Consider the following 18,654-nt stretch of genomic DNA (forward strand, 5'->3'; position numbering starts at 1 on the left):
TAGGTATATAGTTTATATCAATTTTAAAAGCTATTACAAAAATAGATTTTTAGAATTGATAACTAGCCATTGCATCCTAAATTTAAAAGTTGGAGGTGTAAAAATGAGAGCTGTAGTTCAAAGAGTAAAATCGTCTACTGTAACTGTAGATAATCAGGTTATTGGTAAGATTGAAAATGGTTTTAATGTTTTATTAGGAATATCAAAAGATGATACTATAGAAGATGCTAAATATTTAAAGGATAAGATAATAAATCTTCGTGTATTCGAAGATGAAAATGGTAAATTGAACAAATCTTTAAAAGAGGTAGGTGGAGAATTGTTAATAGTTTCCCAATTCACTTTATATGGAGATTGTAGAAAAGGAAGAAGACCTAATTTTATGCAGGCGTTAGGAGGCGAAGAATCTGAAAAGCTTTACGAAAAATTCGTGAATTTATGCAGAGAAGATTTAGGAAAGGTTGAAACAGGAAAATTTGGAGCAGAAATGTTGGTAGATATAAAAAATGATGGACCTGTTACTTTGATGATAGATAGTAAAAAGAATTTTTAATTTAATATGGAAAGGAAGGGTAATGATGAATATTAAAAGAATTCCAGTAGGAATGTATGCTGCTAATTGTTACATTTTAATAGATGATGAAAGAAAAGAGGCATGTATTATAGACCCAGGTGGAGATGCTGAACTATTAATAAAAGAAATTAATAATTCAGGTATAGAGGTTAAGTTTATATTACTAACACATGGACATATGGATCATACAGCTGCTGTTGAAGAAATTAAACAAAAATATGATTTGCCAGTTTATATTAGTAATAAAGATAGAGAACTTATGGGAAAAGAGCCAGGTCTTTTCGGTCAAATGTGGAAAATTACTAAAGATGATAAAACAATAAATGATGGAGAAATATTAAAAGTTGGAAATTTAGAAATAAGATGTATTGAAACAGGAGGGCATACTCCAGGAGGTATGTGCTTTTTAGTAAATGATGTTATGTTTACTGGTGATACATTGTTTCAGGCGTCTATAGGAAGAACAGATTTTCCAGGAGGAGATTTTGATCAATTAATTAATAATATTAAGACAAAATTAATGATTCTTCCTGATAATATTGTTATTTTACCAGGTCATGGATCAGAAAGTAACATAAAATTTGAAAGAGAAAACAATCCATTTCTATAAAGAGAGGCTAATATCATGGTAAGAATCAAATTAAATAACTTGAAATATAGATATGATGTTTATCATATGTTTAAACTTTTCTATGAACTTATGAAGATTGAGTTTGTAGAGCATGAATATGATTTTCAAGTTAATATAGAAACAGATATAATTTCAATAACTAGCAAAGATAATGATTTTAAAATTTATAAAATCAATTCTAATGAAAAGTTTAATGATGAAATAAAGCGTTCGGTTTTTAAATATTTTGAAGAAAGAACTGGTAAAAAACTTCCTTGGGGAATTTTGATTGGAATAAGACCTACTAAAAGAGTACTGGATATGATGGATAAAGGTAAAAGTGAAGATGAGATCATAAATACATTGAAAGAAAAATTTTTTACCAGAGAAGATAAAGCAAAATTATGTGTGTATATTGCAAAAATTGAGAAAGAAAAGGTAAACAAAGATCCAAAAACTATAAGTATTTATATAGGTATGCCATTTTGTCCAACAAGATGTTTATATTGTTCTTTTACATCAAATCCAATCAATGCTTGTAAAAAGGTGGTTATACCTTATATAGAAGCACTATGTTATGAAATAGAAATGATAAAAAAATTTATTGATGAAAAAAAATTAAATATTGAATGTGTTTATTTTGGAGGAGGAACGCCAACATCAGTAAATGAAGAGCAATTTGAAAATATAATAAGTCGTATTTATGAAAGCTTTGTTAAGGATAGGAATGTTACTGAATTTAATGTGGAATGTGGACGTCCGGATAGTATTACTGAGGTTAAGTTAAAATCTATGAAAAAATATGGTGTTAATAGAATAAGTATTAATCCTCAGACAATGAATGATGATACCTTAAAAACTATAGGAAGAGTGCATACGGTACAGGATGTTATAGATAAATTCAATCTAGCAAGGCAAGTTGGTTTTGATAATATAAATATGGATATAATAGTTGGTCTTCCAAATGAAGATTTAAAACATGTAGAGAATACATATAGAGAAATATTGAAACTTAAGCCAGACAGTTTAACTGTACATGGAATGTCCGTGAAACGGGCTTCAAGGCTACATGAACAATTAGTTACAGGTACAATAAAATTAAGAACTCAAGATGAGTTAAATAAAATGTATGAAAAAACATCTGAACTTGCTAAAGCGTTAAAAATTAAGCCATATTATATGTATAGACAAAAAAATATGGTAGGTAATATGGAAAACATAGGGTATGTATTACCTTCAAAGGAAGGAATATACAATATAGAAATAATAGAAGAGAAGCAAACTATTATAGCATTGGGTGCTGATGCTGTTACAAAAGTTGTGTTTTTAGATGAAAATAGGATAGAAAGATTTGGCAATGTGAAAGATGTAAGAGAATATATAAAAAGAATAGAGGAAAAAGTTCAAAAGAAAATAGAACTTTTGGGAACATTGTATTAAAGTTTAAAGTATAGAGTTTACAGTTTAGGATTTACGGTTTATAATTTATAGTTAGTGAATAGTGCCAATGAAATGGCACTATAATTAGTTAAAGGAGTGTGAAAATAATGGCTATTAAAGCTCCAAAAGGTACTAAGGATTTATTACCTATGGATTCATATAAATGGCAGTATATAGAATCAAAATTAAGAAATATAGCTGCTGAATATGCATGTAAAGAAATTAGAACTCCAATTTTTGAATATACAGAGTTATTCTTAAGAGGAGTTGGAGAAACAACTGACGTTGTTCAAAAGGAAATGTATACATTTAATGATAAGGGTAACAGAAGTATAACTTTAAAAGCAGAGGGTACAGCACCAGCAGCCAGAGCCTTTATTGAAAATGGATTATTTAATGAAGTTCAACCAATGAAAATGTTTTATTTTACTCCTGTGTTCAGATATGAAAATGTTCAAAAAGGAAGATTAAGACAGCATCACCAATTTGGTGTAGAGGTTTTTGGTTCTAAAGAAGCTTCACTAGATGCTGAAGTTATAAGTCTTGCTATGAGAGTATTTAGAGGATTTGGAATAAAAAATTTAGAGTTAAATATAAACAACATAGGATGTCCAACATGTAGAGCTAAGTATAATGAAGCCTTAAAGGAATATCTTAGATCGAGATATGATGAATTATGTGATATATGCAAAAGTAGATTTGAAAGAAATCCTATGAGAATATTAGATTGTAAAAATAAAAAGTGTAAGGAAATAGCAGCAGAAGCTCCAATAATCTTAGATTATGTATGTGATGAATGTGATGAACATTTTGAGATGTTAAAGAAATGTTTAGAAACTCTTAATATAGAATATAAAGTGGATCCACATATAGTTAGAGGATTAGACTATTATACAAGAACCGTATTTGAAGTAATAAATAATGATATTACTGTTTGTGGTGGAGGAAGATATAATGGCCTTATTAAAGAAATTAGTGGTAAGGATATTCCAGCAGTAGGCTTTGGTATGGGAATAGAAAGATTGCTTCTTACAATGCAGGAAAATAATATAGAAATACCAAAACCAAATCATGTTGATTTATATATTGGTTCAATGGGTGATGCAGGCAAAATTGAGAGCTTAAGATTGGCTAATATTTTAAGAGAAAAAGAAATTAAATGTGAATGTGACCATATGTCTAAATCTGTTAAAGCTCAAATGAAATATGCAAATAAGTTGGAAGCAACATATACAATGATTTTGGGAGATAATGAGATAAATGAAGGAAAAGCAAGGCTTAAGAGAATGGAAGACGGTCATCAGTTTGATGTTAACTTGAAGGATTTAGACTCAATAGTTAAAATAGTAAAGGGATTATAAAATCAAGATTAGAGTTTAAACAAAGAGATATATTGAAGTTTTAATTTCTAAACTGATAATAAAAGGAGGATTAACTATGGCAGAAGCGTTAAATGGACTTAAAAGAACCATAATGTGTGGTGAACTTAGAGAGTCTAATATAGGACAAAAACATGTTGTTATGGGCTGGGTTCAAAGAAAAAGAAATTTAGGTGGATTGGTTTTTGTAGATTTAAGAGATAGAACTGGTATGCTTCAAGTTGTATTTGGAGAGGAAATAAATAAATCAGCTTTTGAAAAAGCGGATTTAGTTAAATCTGAATATTGTATAGCTATTGAAGGTGAATTAGTAAAAAGGGAATCACCAAATAAAAGTTTACCTACAGGTATGGTAGAATTAAAAGGAGAAAACATAAAAATATTATCAGAATCTCAAACTCCCCCTATATACATAAAAGAAGATTTAGATACTGATGAAATGGTAAGATTAAAATATAGATATTTGGACCTTAGAAGACCAGATATGCAAAATATATTTAAAATAAGACATAAGGCTGCTAAAATAGTAAGGGATTTCTTGGATGAAAATGGATTTTTAGAAATAGAAACTCCAATGCTTACAAAAAGTACACCTGAAGGTGCAAGAGATTATCTTGTTCCAAGTAGAAACTATCCAGGAATGTTTTATGCATTACCTCAATCACCACAATTATTTAAACAATTATTAATGGTATCAGGGTTTGATAAATATTTTCAAATTACAAAATGTTTTAGAGATGAAGATTTAAGGGCTAATAGACAGCCAGAGTTTACACAAATAGATATGGAACTTTCTTTTGTAGACATGGAAGATGTTATTGAGTTAAATGAAAGATTTCTTAAAAAAGTATTTAAAGAAATATTAGATGTAGATGTTAAACTTCCTATACAAAGAATGCCTTATAAAGAAGCTATGGAAAAATATGGTTCAGATAAACCGGATTTAAGATTTGGTATGGAGATAAATGATATTACAGAAGTAGTTAAAAATTCAGAGTTTAAAGTTTTTAAAGGTGCTATAGAAAATGGTGGAAGTGTAAGATGTATTAAGGTTCCAAATTGTGCTGACATGGGAAGAAAACAAATCGATAAATTAGGAGAATTTGTTAAAACATTTAAAGCAAAAGGTCTTGCTTGGATAGCATATAAAGAAAATGAAATCAAATCTCCTATAGCAAAATTTTTAACTGAAGAAGAAATGCAAGGTATATTAAAAGAAGTAGATGCAAAGGTTGGAGATTTAATTTTAATTGTAGCAGATAAAAACAGTGTAGTATTCCAATCACTTGGCGCTTTAAGACTTGAAATGGCTAAAAAATTAGAGATATTAAAAGACAATAGAGAATTTAGATTTGTATGGGTTACTGAATTCCCATTAGTATCTTATAATGAAGAGGAAGATAGATATCAAGCTGAACACCATCCATTTACAATGCCTATGGATGAAGATATACAGTATTTAGAAACTGATCCAGGAAAAGTGAGAGCTAAGGCTTATGATATCGTATTAAATGGTGAAGAACTTGGTGGAGGTAGTATTAGAATACATGATACGAAGCTTCAAGAAAAAATGTTTGAAGTGTTAGGATTTACTAAAGAAAGTGCTTGGGAAAGATTCGGTTTCTTGATGGATGCATTCAAATTTGGACCACCACCACATGGTGGATTAGCTTATGGGTTTGATAGACTTATTATGTTCTTATCAGGAACTGATAATATAAAAGATGTTATAGCATTCCCTAAAAATCAAAATGCATTCTGTCCTTTAACAGAAGCACCAAATGTAGCCGATGGTAAACAATTAAAAGAATTAGGATTGAGTTTAGCAGAAAAAAACAAATAATATATTAAGATAGATATTCAAAAAACTTAAAATAAGTAGTATAATAAAAGTATAGTATTAATAAAAGTTCCTACTGTATTTGTAGAATGAGTATATATTGACCCAACACTTATAGAAAAGGGAATCTGACTCTTTTTGTGAAATGAAGCTTTAATAGCAATTAAAGAACAGGAAACAAAAAGGAGATACCCACCTGTTGATGAACAGGTTCAACTATAACTTATTCTACGGTATGGTAGGGGTTTATTTTTTTTGTAACAATATTATTACATTGTGTTTCATTGAACTTATAAAAAAGTAGTGTTATAATAAAAAATAATTACCCGGTATAGGTATGAAATATAAAGAGTAGGAGAAATATATTTATGGAGAATAAAAATGATAGTAGAAAAAATATTAAGGTAAGGCTTAGACGAATAGAAGGGCAAGTTAAAGGCATTGAAAAAATGATGGATAATGAAGCTTGTTGCAAAGAGGTTTTAGTTCAGGTAGCAGCAGTTAGAGCTGCAATAAATAAAGTAGGAGCATTAATCTTAAAGGATTATGCAGAGCATTGTATGGTATCTGAAGAAGATAAAGAGGAGTATGGGGGAAAAATAGAAGAGTTAGTATCTACTTTAACAATGTTTATGAAATAATTATTAACAAAAAAGGCAATGATATAAATATATCATTGCCTTAAATATTTTTAGAATTTTTAAGAGTGATAATAACTTTTGTTATAGATGCTACTAATATTGTAGCTACAGCTATAGCAAATGCATTACTTAGAGTTTCAAGACCTATAGATAAAGATTTATCTATGTTTCCCTTGGTGGATTCAAACATAGTATAATACATGCCGCAACCTGGAACTAAGGGTATAAATGCGCAAATTAAAAAAGTAGTTACAGGAGTTTTTAAAATTCTTGCCATAACTTCTGAATATACACTAATTGAAATAGAGGCAATAAAAAATGCTAGCATCTTTGAAGGAGAATAATTAAGAACAAGTAAATAAAAGAACCAACCGACAGCCCCACCTATTGAAGCAAAAATTAAATTTTTACCTCTAATATTAAATAATATAGCAAAACCAAGAGTTGCGATTAAAGCATATATAGAATTTAATATCATTGAATTATACCCCCTGTAAAGTGAAACCAGAATTTTATGACAATTCCTGTTCCTATTGCAATAGCGATAGCTATAAAAAATGCTTCAGTAGCACGAGATACACCGGATACTAAGTCGCCTGCAATTGTATCTCTAATGGCATTTGTAATAACAAGTCCTGGAACAAGAAGCATTATAGAACCTATTATGATTTTATCTTTGCTTTGTCCTATGTTTAAATGAACGCTTATTAAAGCTATTAAAGCTGAAGCAGCGCCTCCTAAAGAATTTATAAAAAACTCATTTATATTTAATCTGTTTAAAAAGCAAGATATAATTTTTATAACTGCTCCTATAATTAATGCAACAAAAAAATCTTGAATGCTTCCACCAAAAAGCAGGGTGAAAAAGCCAGCAACAAAAGATGCAGCAAGTATAAGTATTTTATTATTATAGCTTGTCATATTATCAATGGTATTAAGTCTATTTTCAATATAATCTAATGAAAGAGAGCTTTGAGCTATAGCTCTTGATAAACTATTTACTTGAGAAATTTTTTCTAAATTTATAGTTCTATTATGGATTCTTTTAATTAAAGAAAGGATTTCACCTTTTTCATCGGTTATAGAAATCATGATTCCTGTAGGTATTACAATTGCATTAACTTGTCTAACATTAAAGGCATAACAAATTTTAATCATGGTTTCTTCAACTCGGTATGTTTCACCACCATTTTGAAGTATAATTCTTCCAGCTTCAGCTGCAATATGGATGATTTTATTATTTTTATTCATAATAAAGAATCCCTTTCCCCCAATTTTTTGTATCTTAAATTACAAAGTCATTATAACATAAATTAATTGTAGATAGATATTAAATTTTAATAATTAAAATTTGATATTATAGGGTATCCTACTTTAATAAAATAAATTTGGAAATTTTAATATAGTGAAACAAAATTATCATATTATATGCTAGGTACAGTTGATATTATGTTATTAAAATTTTATAATTTAATAAATAGATTAAATAAGGAGGTCATAAAATGGATTTTAGCAATTTAAGAATTATTGACCCAGATATTTATAATATTATTGAGGCGGAAAATCAAAGACAAAACAATAATATTGAACTCATTGCTTCAGAAAACTTTACAAGTAAAGCAGTAATGGAAGCTATGGGATCGCAGCTTACAAATAAATATGCAGAAGGGTATCCACAGAAAAGATATTATGGAGGATGTATTGAAGTAGATAAAGTTGAAAATTTAGCAAGAGATAGAATGAAGGAATTATTTAAGGCAGAACATGCCAATGTACAACCACATTCAGGTTCTCAAGCTAATATGGCAGTTTATTTTTCTGTGTTAGATAAGGGTGATACAATATTAGGTATGAATTTAAGTCATGGGGGACATTTAACACATGGAAGCCCTGTTAACTTTTCTGGTGAATTATTTAATTTTGTACCTTATGGAGTAAATAAAAAAACAGAATTAATTGATTATGAAGAAATTGAAAGATTAGCATTAGAACATAATCCTAAAATGATAGTAGCTGGGGCAAGTGCATATCCAAGAATAATAGATTTTGAAAGAATAAAATCAATATGTGATAAAGTTGGAGCATATTTTATGGTAGATATGGCACATATTGCAGGATTGATTGCAGTTGGAGAACATCCTTCACCAGTACCATATGCTGACTTTGTAACAACCACAACGCATAAGACTTTAAGAGGACCTAGAGGTGGAGCTATACTTTGTAGAAAAAAATATGCAAAGGATTTAGATAAAGCAATTTTCCCAGGAATACAAGGTGGACCACTATTACATGTAATTGCAGGTAAAGCTGTTTGTTTTGGTGAAGCACTAAGGGATAATTATAAAGATTATATTAAACAAGTAGTAAAAAATGCAAAGGCTCTTGAAAGAGAATTTAAAAAATATAATTTTAGATTGATTTCAGGAGGAACAGATAATCATTTGATTCTTATTGATTTGAATAATAAAAATATAACAGGTAAGGAAGCAGAAAAACTTTTAGATAGTGTAGGCATTACAGTAAATAAAAACACAATACCTTTTGAAACAAGAAGTCCTTTTATAACTAGTGGTATAAGAATAGGTACTCCTGCTGTTACTACAAGAGGATTTAAGGAAGAGGAAATGAAAGAAATAGCGTACTTAATAAATTACATTATAGAAAATAGAGAAGATAATTTAAGTATAGTAAGAAAAAAGATAGATAAAGTTTGTGATAAATATCCATTATATGATTGATAAATTTATATGAGTTAAAATTTAATGTTTAAGCTTTGTTATATATAATATTGATAAGGAAAGTGTTTAAATATTTAAAATTTATTAAAAATTCAAGTATAAGCCTAATAAAGTCTATTTTTCATCAATAATCAGTGTAAATTAATGAAACAAGCAGTTTACACAAAGGCAAGTAAATGGTAAAATAAACAAGTTGGTAAGACCATATGATTTAATCAATAATACAAATAAAATACAAACAATTGAAATTTAAAGTGATTATTTTTGCAAGATAACAATGTTGGGGATAAGAGATTAAGTATTGGTTAAACTAAAAAAAGCAATTTTAAGTTAACTGTTTTTGCGTTTATTAAGTATCTTGCTATAGAGTTTAAATGTTTAAATATAGCAAGATATAATATATAAACAAACAATACAAAGAAAAGAGGGTATACAAATGGCAAAAATGAAAACAATGGATGGTAATACTGCTGCGGCATATGTCTCATATGCTTTTACTGATGTAGCAGCAATTTTCCCAATTACACCATCATCACCAATGGCAGAACATGTTGATGAATGGGCTGCACAAGGCAAGAAAAACATATTTGGTCAAACTGTAAAGGTAATGGAAATGCAATCAGAAGGAGGAGCTTCAGGGGCAGTACATGGTTCGCTCCAAAGTGGTGCATTAACAACTACTTATACAGCTTCTCAAGGACTATTATTAATGATTCCTAATATGTATAAGATTTCAGGAGAACTTTTACCAAGCGTATTTCATGTGAGTGCTAGAGCACTTGCGGCTCATGCATTATCAATATTTGGTGATCATTCAGATGTAATGGCTGCTAGACAAACTGGATTTGCTTTACTTGCTTCAAATAGTGTGCAAGAAGCAATGGATTTAGGTGCTGTTTCTCATTTAGCATCAATAGAAGGAAAAGTACCTTTTGTACATTTCTTTGATGGATTTAGAACATCACATGAAATTCAAAAAATTGAATTATTAGACTATGATGATTTATCAAAAATAGTAAACAAAGATGCTATAAAAGCATTTAGAAATAATGCATTAAATCCAAATCACCCAGTAACTAGAGGTACAGCTCAAAACCCTGATATTTACTTCCAAGCAAGAGAAGCTGCCAATAAATTCTATGATGCATTACCTGCTGTAGTAGAAAGATATATGGGAGAAATAAATAAGTTAACAGGAAGAGATTATCAATTATTTAACTATTATGGAGCAGAAGATGCTGATAGAGTTATTATAGCAATGGGTTCTGTATGTGATCCAATAGAAGAAACAATTGATTACTTAAATAAAAGAGGAGAAAAAGTAGGTTTAGTAAAAGTTCATTTATTTAGACCTTTCTCAATAGATCATTTTATGAATGCTATACCAAAAACAGTTAAGAAAATATCTGTTTTAGATAGAACTAAAGAACCGGGTTCAGCTGGAGAACCATTATACCAAGATGTTATGACTGCATTCTATAATGCTGAAATTAAACCAGTTATAGTTGGCGGAAGATATGGTCTTGGATCAAAAGATACTACTCCAGGACAAATAGCAGCTGTATTTGAAAATTTAAAAAATAATAAGCCTAAAAATGGATTCACATTAGGAATTAAAGATGATGTTACAAACACATCATTAGAAACTATTGAAGGAATAGATGTATTACCAGAAGGAACTACTGCTTGTAAGTTCTGGGGCTTAGGATCAGATGGTACTGTTGGAGCTAACAAGAGTGCAATCAAGATAATAGGTGACTATACAGATATGTATGCACAAGGATATTTTGCATATGATTCTAAAAAATCAGGTGGTGTTACAATTTCTCACTTGAGATTTGGTAAAAACCCAATAAAATCACCTTATTTAATAGTTTCACCAAACTTTGTAGCATGTCATAACCAATCATATGTATATAATTACGATATATTACAAGGGTTAAGAGATAACGGTATATTCTTACTTAACTGTATCTGGACACCAGAAGAAGTTGAAGAAAAATTACCAGCTAACATAAAGAAATACATTGCAGAACATAATATTAATTTCTATACACTTAATGCTGTTAAGATAGCTCAGGAAATTGGTCTTGGTGGAAGAATTAACATGATTATGCAAGCTGCTTTCTTCAAGTTAGCTAATATAATACCAGCTGAAGATGCTGTTAAGTACTTAAAAGAAGCAGTTGTAACTTCATATGGTAAAAAAGGTGAAAAGATAGTTAATATGAATCATGCTGCTATAGATAAAGGTATTGAAGCAACAGTTAAAATAGAAGTACCAGCATCATGGAAAAATGTTGTAGATGATTCTAAAGAAGAAAAAGATGTTCCAGAATTTATTAAAAATATTTGTCAACCAATGAATGCACAAAAAGGAGATAATCTTCCAGTAAGTGCATTTGAAGGAATAGAGGATGGAACATTCCCACAAGGAACTGCAGCATATGAAAAGAGAGGAATTGCTGTTAACGTACCAGAATGGCAAGCAGAAAATTGTATCCAATGTAACCAATGTTCATATGTATGTCCTCATTCAGTAATTAGACCAGTTCTATTAACTGAAGAAGAATACAATAACAAACCAGAAGGTTTTAAAGCTGTTGAAGCTAAAGGAATTAAGGGCGAAAAAGTATATTATTCAATGGCTGTTAGTGCATTAGATTGTACAGGATGCGGTAGCTGTGCAGAAGTTTGTCCAGCACCAGCAAAAGCACTTCTTATGAAGCCTGCTGATACTCAAGCTAAAGAACAAGCTAATTGGGATTATGCACAAAAATTAAGTGTTAAACAAAACCCAATGAATAAGTATACTGTAAAAGGTAGCCAATTTGAAAAACCATTATTCGAATTTAGTGGAGCTTGTGCAGGATGTGGAGAAACTCCATATGCTAAGCTTATAACTCAATTATTTGGGGATAGAATGATGATAGCTAATGCTACTGGATGTTCATCTATCTGGGGTGGTTCTGCACCTACAACACCATATACAGTTAATGAAAAAGGTCAAGGACCAGCTTGGGCTAACTCATTATTTGAAGATAATGCTGAATATGGAATGGGTATGTTCTTAGGAACTGTTCAAATAAGAGAAAGAATTGCTCAATTAGTAGATGAAGCTCAAAATGAAAATGTTAGTGATGAGTTAAAAGCTGTTTTAAATGAATGGAAAGAAAATATGTTAGTTGGAGAAACTTCAAGAGCTGCTGTTGAAAAAGTATTACCATTACTTCAAGCAGAAGCTGGAAAGAGTGCTGTAACTGATGAAATCTTAGAAAAGAAAGATTATCTAGTAAAACAATCTCAATGGATATTCGGTGGAGATGGTTGGGCTTACGATATCGGATACGGCGGTGTTGACCATGTTCTTGCTTCAGGCGAGGATGTAAACATATTTGTATTTGATACAGAAGTTTACTCAAATACAGGTGGTCAATCTTCTAAATCAACTCCAAAATCAGCTATAGCTAAATTTGCAGCTGCAGGTAAGAAGACTAAGAAGAAAGATCTTGGTATGATGGCTATGAGCTATGGATATGTATATGTAGCACAAATAGCAATGGGAGCTGATAAGAATCAAACATTAAAAGCAATAAAAGAAGCAGAAGCATATGATGGACCATCATTAATAATTGCTTATGCACCATGTATAAATCATGGACTTAAAGTTGGTATGGGATGTAGCCAATTAGAACAGAAAAAAGCTGTTGATTGTGGATATTGGGCACTTTACAGATATAATCCAGATTTTAAAGAAGAAGGAAAAAATCCATTTATGCTAGATTCTAAGGAACCAAAAGGATCATTCAAAGATTTCTTATTAGGTGAAGTTAGATATGCTTCATTAAAGAAAATACATCCTCAAACAGCAGACGAATTATATGAAAAGACAGAAAAAGATGCTATGGAAAGAATTGAAAATTATAAAAAACTTGCACAACAAAAATAAAAAATAACGTAATACTTAGGAGAGGTTTTCTAATATAAGAAAACCTCTCTTTTTTACATAAAATGTAAATGAATGAAGGAAAATCGAAGTTGCATTTGTTAGAAAAGTTTGATATTATAAAAGTTAAATTTACTTATATTTTTATTATTGTATTAAATTGGAATAATTAAAAAGGAGGCAAATTTGTGAAAAAAAGAGAAAATTGGGGGTCAAAAATAGGTCTCATTTTGGCAATGGCGGGTAATGCAATTGGACTTGGAAACTTCTGGAGATTTCCTTATGTAGCTGCTAAAAATGGTGGTGGAGCATTTATGCTTCCATATATTGCAGCTTTGTTCTTATTAGGTATTCCTATTGTGTTGATTGAATGGATGCAGGGGAGATATGGTGGAAAACATGGTCATGGTACTTTAGGGTATATGATTTACCTTCAATCTAGAGAAAAATTAAAACCCAAAAAAGCTATAATTTTAGGTTCGATTTGTGGAATGATAGTAATCAGTGTTACAGTTCTTCTTAATTCATATTATAATCATATTATAGGATGGACGCTTGGATATAGTATATTTTCGTTAAATGGTAAGTTAATGGATCCAGGTGTGTCAACAGGTCAGTTCTTTGTTAATTATGTTACTAATCCAAGTTTGGTATTTATATTTTGGATAATAAGTTTAGGATTTTTAGCCTTCGCAGTTACTAGAGGTATACAAAAAGGTATAGAAGCATGGGCTAAAATTATGATGCCTATACTCTATATTTTTGGGTTTATACTTATTATCAAATCGTTAACTATTGGTTCACCTGTAAAACCAGAGTGGTCAGCATTAAAAGGATTAAATTATTTATGGGCGCCTAGATGGGCAGAATTGAATTGGCAGTCAACGCTTGCTGCATGTGGTCAAATTTTCTTTACGTTATCAATTGGTATGGGTATTATACAAAATTATGCATCATACATTAAAGAAGATGATGATATAGTTTTATCAGCTCTTACTACATTAAGTTTAAATGAATTTGCTGAAGTGATTTTAGGTGGTACAATAGTTATCCCTATATGTTATGCGTTTTTAGGAGCGGATGGTTTAAGTCAGAGTATTGGATTAACATTTATGTCACTTCCTAATATTTTTAGAGTAATTGGTGCAGGAAGATTTATTGGATTTTTATGGTTTTTACTATTGTTCTGTGCAGGTATAACTTCTGCTATAGCTATGTATAATTATTTAGTTGCTATTATAGAGGAAGATATAGGGTTTTGTAGAAAGAAAGCTTCTTTGGTGGTTTTTGCATTATATATAATTGTTGGATTACCAGTGGGACTTGAACAACTTGTAACAAAGGATGCGACTTTTATATATTTTACAGAGATTGATAACTGGGTTGGAAACTATTTGCTAGTTATAATGGGACTTATAGAGGTAATTGTAACAGGATGGATTATGAAAGATTCTTTCTTAGATGAAGTTAATAGAGGAAGTTATTGGAAAGTACCTAAGTGGGTATATAATGTATTAATTAAGTTTATTACTCCAATAGTAATGGTAACTGTACTAATAGGTTCAACAAATGACTATATAAAACAAGGATATTTTAAATTAATTCCAGATTTTGTAGCAGAAACTCCAAAATTAATTCCTTGGGTTAATGGTGCAAGAATAGTACTCTTGTTAGTGTTTATTTTTGGATTTATAGGTACGTATAAGTCTATAAAAAATGTTTATGGAGAGGAAATAAGAACAAATACAATAAAGATAACAAATACTAAAAATTCATAAATAAGTAAATTTTTAATTAGGAGGGGTGAAATGTCAAGTGGGGCAATAGCTTTTATGGCAATATTTTGGACGTTTATATTAGGATCTTGTGCTGTTACTTTAATTTCTATATCAAAGTATCAGAAATAGGAAATAGTAGGTGACAATATGAAAAAAGCTGAGTTGGATTTAGAAAGAGCAAAAAAAATAAAAAAAATAGCATTATTAACAACTATAATGGCCGCTTTGTTTTTGGCGTTATCTCCCCAATATTTCGGTGCTTTATTACCTATTTTGTTTATTGTACCTATTTTTATGGGAATACATGGAATTAAAGCGGGAAAAAAAAGTGGAATGTATCTAGGAATGGGAATCATACCTATATCGTTAGCAATTAGTGTTATGTGGATAAGATATTTTTTTAGTATTTTTGGAAATTTATATAAAGAATTAAATAACATGAGTTTTATATATAATATATCCATTAGCACATCAAAATTCTTCTTAACAGCTTCAGTTTTAATGAGTTTTGCTTTGTTTACTGTATGTATAGCAGTTTTTTTAGAAATAATAAGAAATAGAAGTGTTTTTAAATAATAATGGATAAATTTAATTTCATATGGTATCAAATTACTAGTTTATAAAATATATAATTTCATAAAATAATAATAGGCTATAAAATATATATTTATTAATTAGTATAATGAAAGGAGATAAGATATTATTATGAGAATGAGAAATATGACTATACGAGCAATGAGAAGAATGAACAAAATGACAAAAGGAATGAGAAAAATTATCAAGAATATGAGAAAATGACATTAATAATATATGAAAATATGCAGATGAATTCTGCATATTTTTTTCTGTTTATTAAGAATTTGCAAAAAATGCTTTTATTATTATGAATTTAGGGTTAAAATAAAAATATTACTGTTGTAATTAACATTAAAAATAAAACTTAGGAGGTACAATAATGGATAAAGAAAAAACACATGATTGTGAATGTGAAGAAGGAAAATGCGGTTGTGGATGTGAAGAACATGAAGCACTTATTGTAGAATTAGAAGATGAAAATGGAAAAGTGGTTCCATGTGAAGTAGTAGATGGATTTGAATATAAAGGTAATGAATATGCTCTTCTACAACATCCAGAAGAGGATTCAGTATATTTATTTAAAGTTGTAGGCGAAGGTGAAGAAGGCGAATTAGTTATACCTGAAGATGATGAGTTTGATGAAGTTACAGCATACTATGAAAGTTTGATAGAAGAATAAAATGATGGAAAGTCGCTGCATAAGCATCGGCTTTTTTGATATATATATATATTACATTAGAGGTGATAAAGTGGAAAAACTCGCTATATTTGATGTGGATTATACTCTTACCAAAAGAGAAACTCTAATTGAATTATACTTATTTATGATGAAAAAAAATCCTAAACTTATAAAATATATACCTAGAAGTTTAAAAACAGTATTTTTTTATCTATTTAAAATATATGATGCTAAAAAGGCAAAAGAGTGTTTTGCTAAATTTTTAGTAGGAATTAACCAAAAAAAAATGAAAGAATTAGTAAAAGAATTTTATGAGAAAAGATTAAGTGCAATTTTATATAAAGATGCCATAGATACTATTAAAAAGTTAAAAGACGAAGGATGCAAAATATTCTTAATATCGGCTTCACCTGAAATATATTTAAAAGAATTATATAACATAAAAGAAGTGGATAGAATAATTGGTACGAGGTTGAAATGTAAAAACGGTATATATACAAATGCCATTGAAGGTGAAAATTGTAAAGGGGAAGAAAAAGTTGTAAGACTTAAAGAAGTTTTAAAAGAAGAAAACATAGAAGTTGATTTTGAAAATTCTTATATGTTCTCAGATTCTTTATCAGATCTTCCATTATTTGAATTAGTAGGTAATCCATATCTTATAAATTATAGAAAACACCATGATAAAATTAAAATATTAAAATGGAAATAAGAGGTATAGGAAAATGAATGAATGTTATAGAGAAAAATTTATCTACAATAACGAAGTTAAAAAAAGTAAAGAATTTAATCAAGATGTTTTATTTCTAGGTAAATCACTTTATGAGGTATTAAGAATAATGGAAGGTGTTCCGTTGTTTTTAGAGGATCATTTAGAAAGACTGAACTATTCAGCAAAGGTTACAAACTTAGAGCTGTGGATGGATAAAGAAGAAATTAAAGATAAAATTATTGAACTTTGTAAAGTGAACAATATAGTAACAGGAAACATAAAGATAATATTTAATTTTAATGGTAATCAAAAAAATTTTTTAACATATTTTATAAGGCATTGTTATCCCACAGAAGAAATGTATAACAAAGGTGTCTCTACTGCTTTATATCATGCAGAAAGAGAAAATCCTAATGCAAAAGTAATAAATATGAATCTGAGAGAGGCTACAAATAAAGTTATAAAAGAAAAAGGGGTTTATGAAGTAATATTAGTTGATAATAATGAAAGAATAACTGAAGGAAGTAAATCTAATATTTTTATGATTAAAAATAAGTGTGTTTATACTTCTCCGGTAGATGAAGTCCTTCCAGGAATAACAAGGAAATATATTATAAGAGTTTGTGAAAGATTAGGACTTAAAGTCATAGAACATCAAATAAATTATAAAGAAATAAATGATTTGGATGCTTTGTTTATATCTGGTACATCACCAAAAGTTCTTCCAATAGTTAATGTTGATAATGTTAAATTTTCTTCGCAGAATGAAGTGCTTTTAAAAATTATGAAAGGTTTTGATGAAGTTATAGAAAGTTATATAAAAATTTAACTATTAAGCTTTAATTGTTAATATTCTTAGGGGTGATTTAATGAATATAATAAAAAAAGTATTAAATAATAACGTTGTTATAGCAAATAGTAGTAAACAAGAGGTTATTTTAGTAGGAAAAGGTATTGGATTTGATTTTAAAAAAGGTATAGAGGTACCTGAAAACAGAATAAAGAGTATTTTTGTTAAACAAGATGAAAATAATTATGAAAGAGTACTTAATAGTATTGACAATGAAGTTGTTGGTATTTCAGAAGAAATAATATCATTAGCTGAAAAAATATTAAATACTAAATTAAATTCAGCTATACATATATCTCTTCCTGACCATATAAATTTTGCTATCAAAAGAATAAAAAAAGGAATGAAAATTGAAAATCCTTTTATTAATGAACTAAGAGCACTATATTCTAAGGAGTATGAGATAGCTAATAATGCCATTAATATGATAAATGAAAGGTTTAATATAGAATTACCAGAAGATGAAGCTGGATTTATATGTATGCATATTAGAGGCGGTATTACTAACCAAGATGCTAGAAAATCTTTGGCTCATACTAAAAAAATCGGAGAAATAATGAATTTAATATCAAAACTTCTTAGAAGTAATTTTGATAGAAATTCTTTTGAATATATAAGAACGTTAAGTCACATAAATTTTATGATAGAGAGAGTTAAGAGTAAAGAACCTATTAGAAATTATCTTCTTGAGAGTATAAAAAAAGAATTGTATTATGAATTTAATATAGCAATAAAGGTTGCATTGAAAATCGAAAATGTGTTTGATATAAAGGTTCCAGAAGATGAAATAGGGTATATAGCTGTTCATCTTAAGAGACTTTCGGAGGTCTAAGCTGTGTTACTATTGAATTAGGTACAAGTTTTAAAGCAAGGATATTAATTCTACGTTTT

The 18,654-nt window shown here is 29.1% G+C and carries 16 protein-coding genes and 1 other RNA gene; 15 read left to right on the plus strand and 2 right to left on the minus strand.

Annotated features, from left to right (window positions below; genetic code table 11):
* Positions 1 to 103 precede the first annotated feature (103 nt).
* The 7 genes from dtd to OW763_RS04600 all read left to right on the plus strand — a co-directional run bounded on the left by dtd (position 104) and on the right by OW763_RS04600 (position 6,484).
* Positions 104 to 553, plus strand: coding sequence for a D-aminoacyl-tRNA deacylase (dtd, locus tag OW763_RS04570; RefSeq protein WP_268039903.1), 450 nt, complete (start codon positions 104 to 106; stop codon positions 551 to 553).
* A gap of 25 nt (positions 554 to 578) precedes the next feature.
* Positions 579 to 1,184 carry an MBL fold metallo-hydrolase gene (locus tag OW763_RS04575; protein ID WP_268039904.1) on the plus strand — a complete coding sequence of 202 codons (606 nt, stop codon included), beginning with the start codon at positions 579 to 581 and terminating at the stop codon, positions 1,182 to 1,184.
* Between the two features lie 12 nt (positions 1,185 to 1,196).
* Entirely contained in the window at positions 1,197 to 2,624 is a 1,428-nt protein-coding gene (locus OW763_RS04580; protein WP_268040629.1) for a coproporphyrinogen III oxidase, read from the plus strand.
* Between the two features lie 107 nt (positions 2,625 to 2,731).
* On the plus strand, positions 2,732 to 3,985 hold the full coding sequence (gene hisS, locus OW763_RS04585; RefSeq protein WP_268039905.1) for a histidine--tRNA ligase: 1,254 nt from the start codon (positions 2,732 to 2,734) through the stop codon (positions 3,983 to 3,985).
* A 76-nt stretch (positions 3,986 to 4,061) separates the two neighbouring features.
* On the plus strand, positions 4,062 to 5,846 hold the full coding sequence (gene aspS, locus OW763_RS04590) for an aspartate--tRNA ligase (RefSeq protein WP_268039906.1): 1,785 nt from the start codon (positions 4,062 to 4,064) through the stop codon (positions 5,844 to 5,846).
* 64 nt (positions 5,847 to 5,910) lie between these two features.
* A non-coding RNA gene (gene ssrS, locus OW763_RS04595) (6S RNA) lies at positions 5,911 to 6,092 on the plus strand.
* 119 nt (positions 6,093 to 6,211) lie between these two features.
* Positions 6,212 to 6,484, plus strand: a complete 273-nt coding sequence (locus OW763_RS04600) for a metal-sensitive transcriptional regulator (protein ID WP_268039907.1) — start codon at positions 6,212 to 6,214, stop codon at positions 6,482 to 6,484.
* A 40-nt stretch (positions 6,485 to 6,524) separates the two neighbouring features.
* On the opposite strand, the gene OW763_RS04605 is transcribed toward OW763_RS04600, so the two are convergent.
* Both OW763_RS04605 and OW763_RS04610 read right to left on the minus strand, forming a co-directional pair.
* Positions 6,525 to 6,962, minus strand: a complete 438-nt coding sequence (locus OW763_RS04605; protein ID WP_268039908.1) for a threonine/serine exporter family protein — start codon at positions 6,960 to 6,962, stop codon at positions 6,525 to 6,527.
* The gene (locus OW763_RS04610; RefSeq protein WP_268039909.1) at positions 6,959 to 7,735 is read right to left on the minus strand and encodes a threonine/serine exporter family protein; all 777 of its coding nucleotides are present in this window, start codon (positions 7,733 to 7,735) and stop codon (positions 6,959 to 6,961) included. The genes OW763_RS04605 and OW763_RS04610 overlap by 4 nt, the downstream gene beginning before the upstream one ends.
* Positions 7,736 to 7,986: 251 nt before the next feature.
* Here OW763_RS04610 and glyA point away from each other — a divergent pair, with 251 nt between their 5' ends.
* The 8 genes from glyA (at position 7,987) to OW763_RS04650 (ending at position 18,595) form a co-directional block, all read left to right on the plus strand.
* The gene (gene glyA, locus OW763_RS04615) at positions 7,987 to 9,222 is read left to right on the plus strand and encodes a serine hydroxymethyltransferase (protein ID WP_268039910.1); all 1,236 of its coding nucleotides are present in this window, start codon (positions 7,987 to 7,989) and stop codon (positions 9,220 to 9,222) included.
* A 436-nt stretch (positions 9,223 to 9,658) separates the two neighbouring features.
* Entirely contained in the window at positions 9,659 to 13,171 is a 3,513-nt protein-coding gene (gene nifJ, locus OW763_RS04620; RefSeq protein WP_268039911.1) for a pyruvate:ferredoxin (flavodoxin) oxidoreductase, read from the plus strand.
* 185 nt (positions 13,172 to 13,356) lie between these two features.
* Positions 13,357 to 14,946 (plus strand): sodium:neurotransmitter symporter family protein, encoded by a 1,590-nt coding sequence (locus OW763_RS04625; protein WP_268039912.1) that lies wholly within the window; start codon positions 13,357 to 13,359, stop codon positions 14,944 to 14,946.
* 147 nt (positions 14,947 to 15,093) lie between these two features.
* Positions 15,094 to 15,522: a hypothetical protein gene (locus OW763_RS04630; RefSeq protein ID WP_268039913.1), complete on the plus strand. Its 429-nt coding sequence runs from the start codon at positions 15,094 to 15,096 to the stop codon at positions 15,520 to 15,522.
* Between the two features lie 379 nt (positions 15,523 to 15,901).
* Positions 15,902 to 16,201 (plus strand): DUF1292 domain-containing protein, encoded by a 300-nt coding sequence (locus OW763_RS04635; RefSeq protein WP_268039914.1) that lies wholly within the window; start codon positions 15,902 to 15,904, stop codon positions 16,199 to 16,201.
* Between the two features lie 70 nt (positions 16,202 to 16,271).
* Positions 16,272 to 16,913, plus strand: coding sequence for an HAD-IB family hydrolase (locus OW763_RS04640; protein ID WP_268039915.1), 642 nt, complete (start codon positions 16,272 to 16,274; stop codon positions 16,911 to 16,913).
* Positions 16,914 to 16,926: 13 nt separating this feature from the next.
* The gene (locus tag OW763_RS04645) at positions 16,927 to 17,742 is read left to right on the plus strand and encodes an aminotransferase class IV (protein ID WP_268039916.1); all 816 of its coding nucleotides are present in this window, start codon (positions 16,927 to 16,929) and stop codon (positions 17,740 to 17,742) included.
* 40 nt (positions 17,743 to 17,782) lie between these two features.
* Complete coding sequence (locus tag OW763_RS04650) at positions 17,783 to 18,595, plus strand: transcription antiterminator (RefSeq protein ID WP_268039917.1); 813 nt, start codon at positions 17,783 to 17,785, stop codon at positions 18,593 to 18,595.
* The last annotated feature ends 59 nt before the right edge of the window (positions 18,596 to 18,654 follow it).

The organism is Clostridium aestuarii (genome assembly GCF_026735135.1).
Taxonomy (GTDB): Bacteria; Bacillota; Clostridia; order Clostridiales; family Clostridiaceae; genus Clostridium_H; species Clostridium_H aestuarii.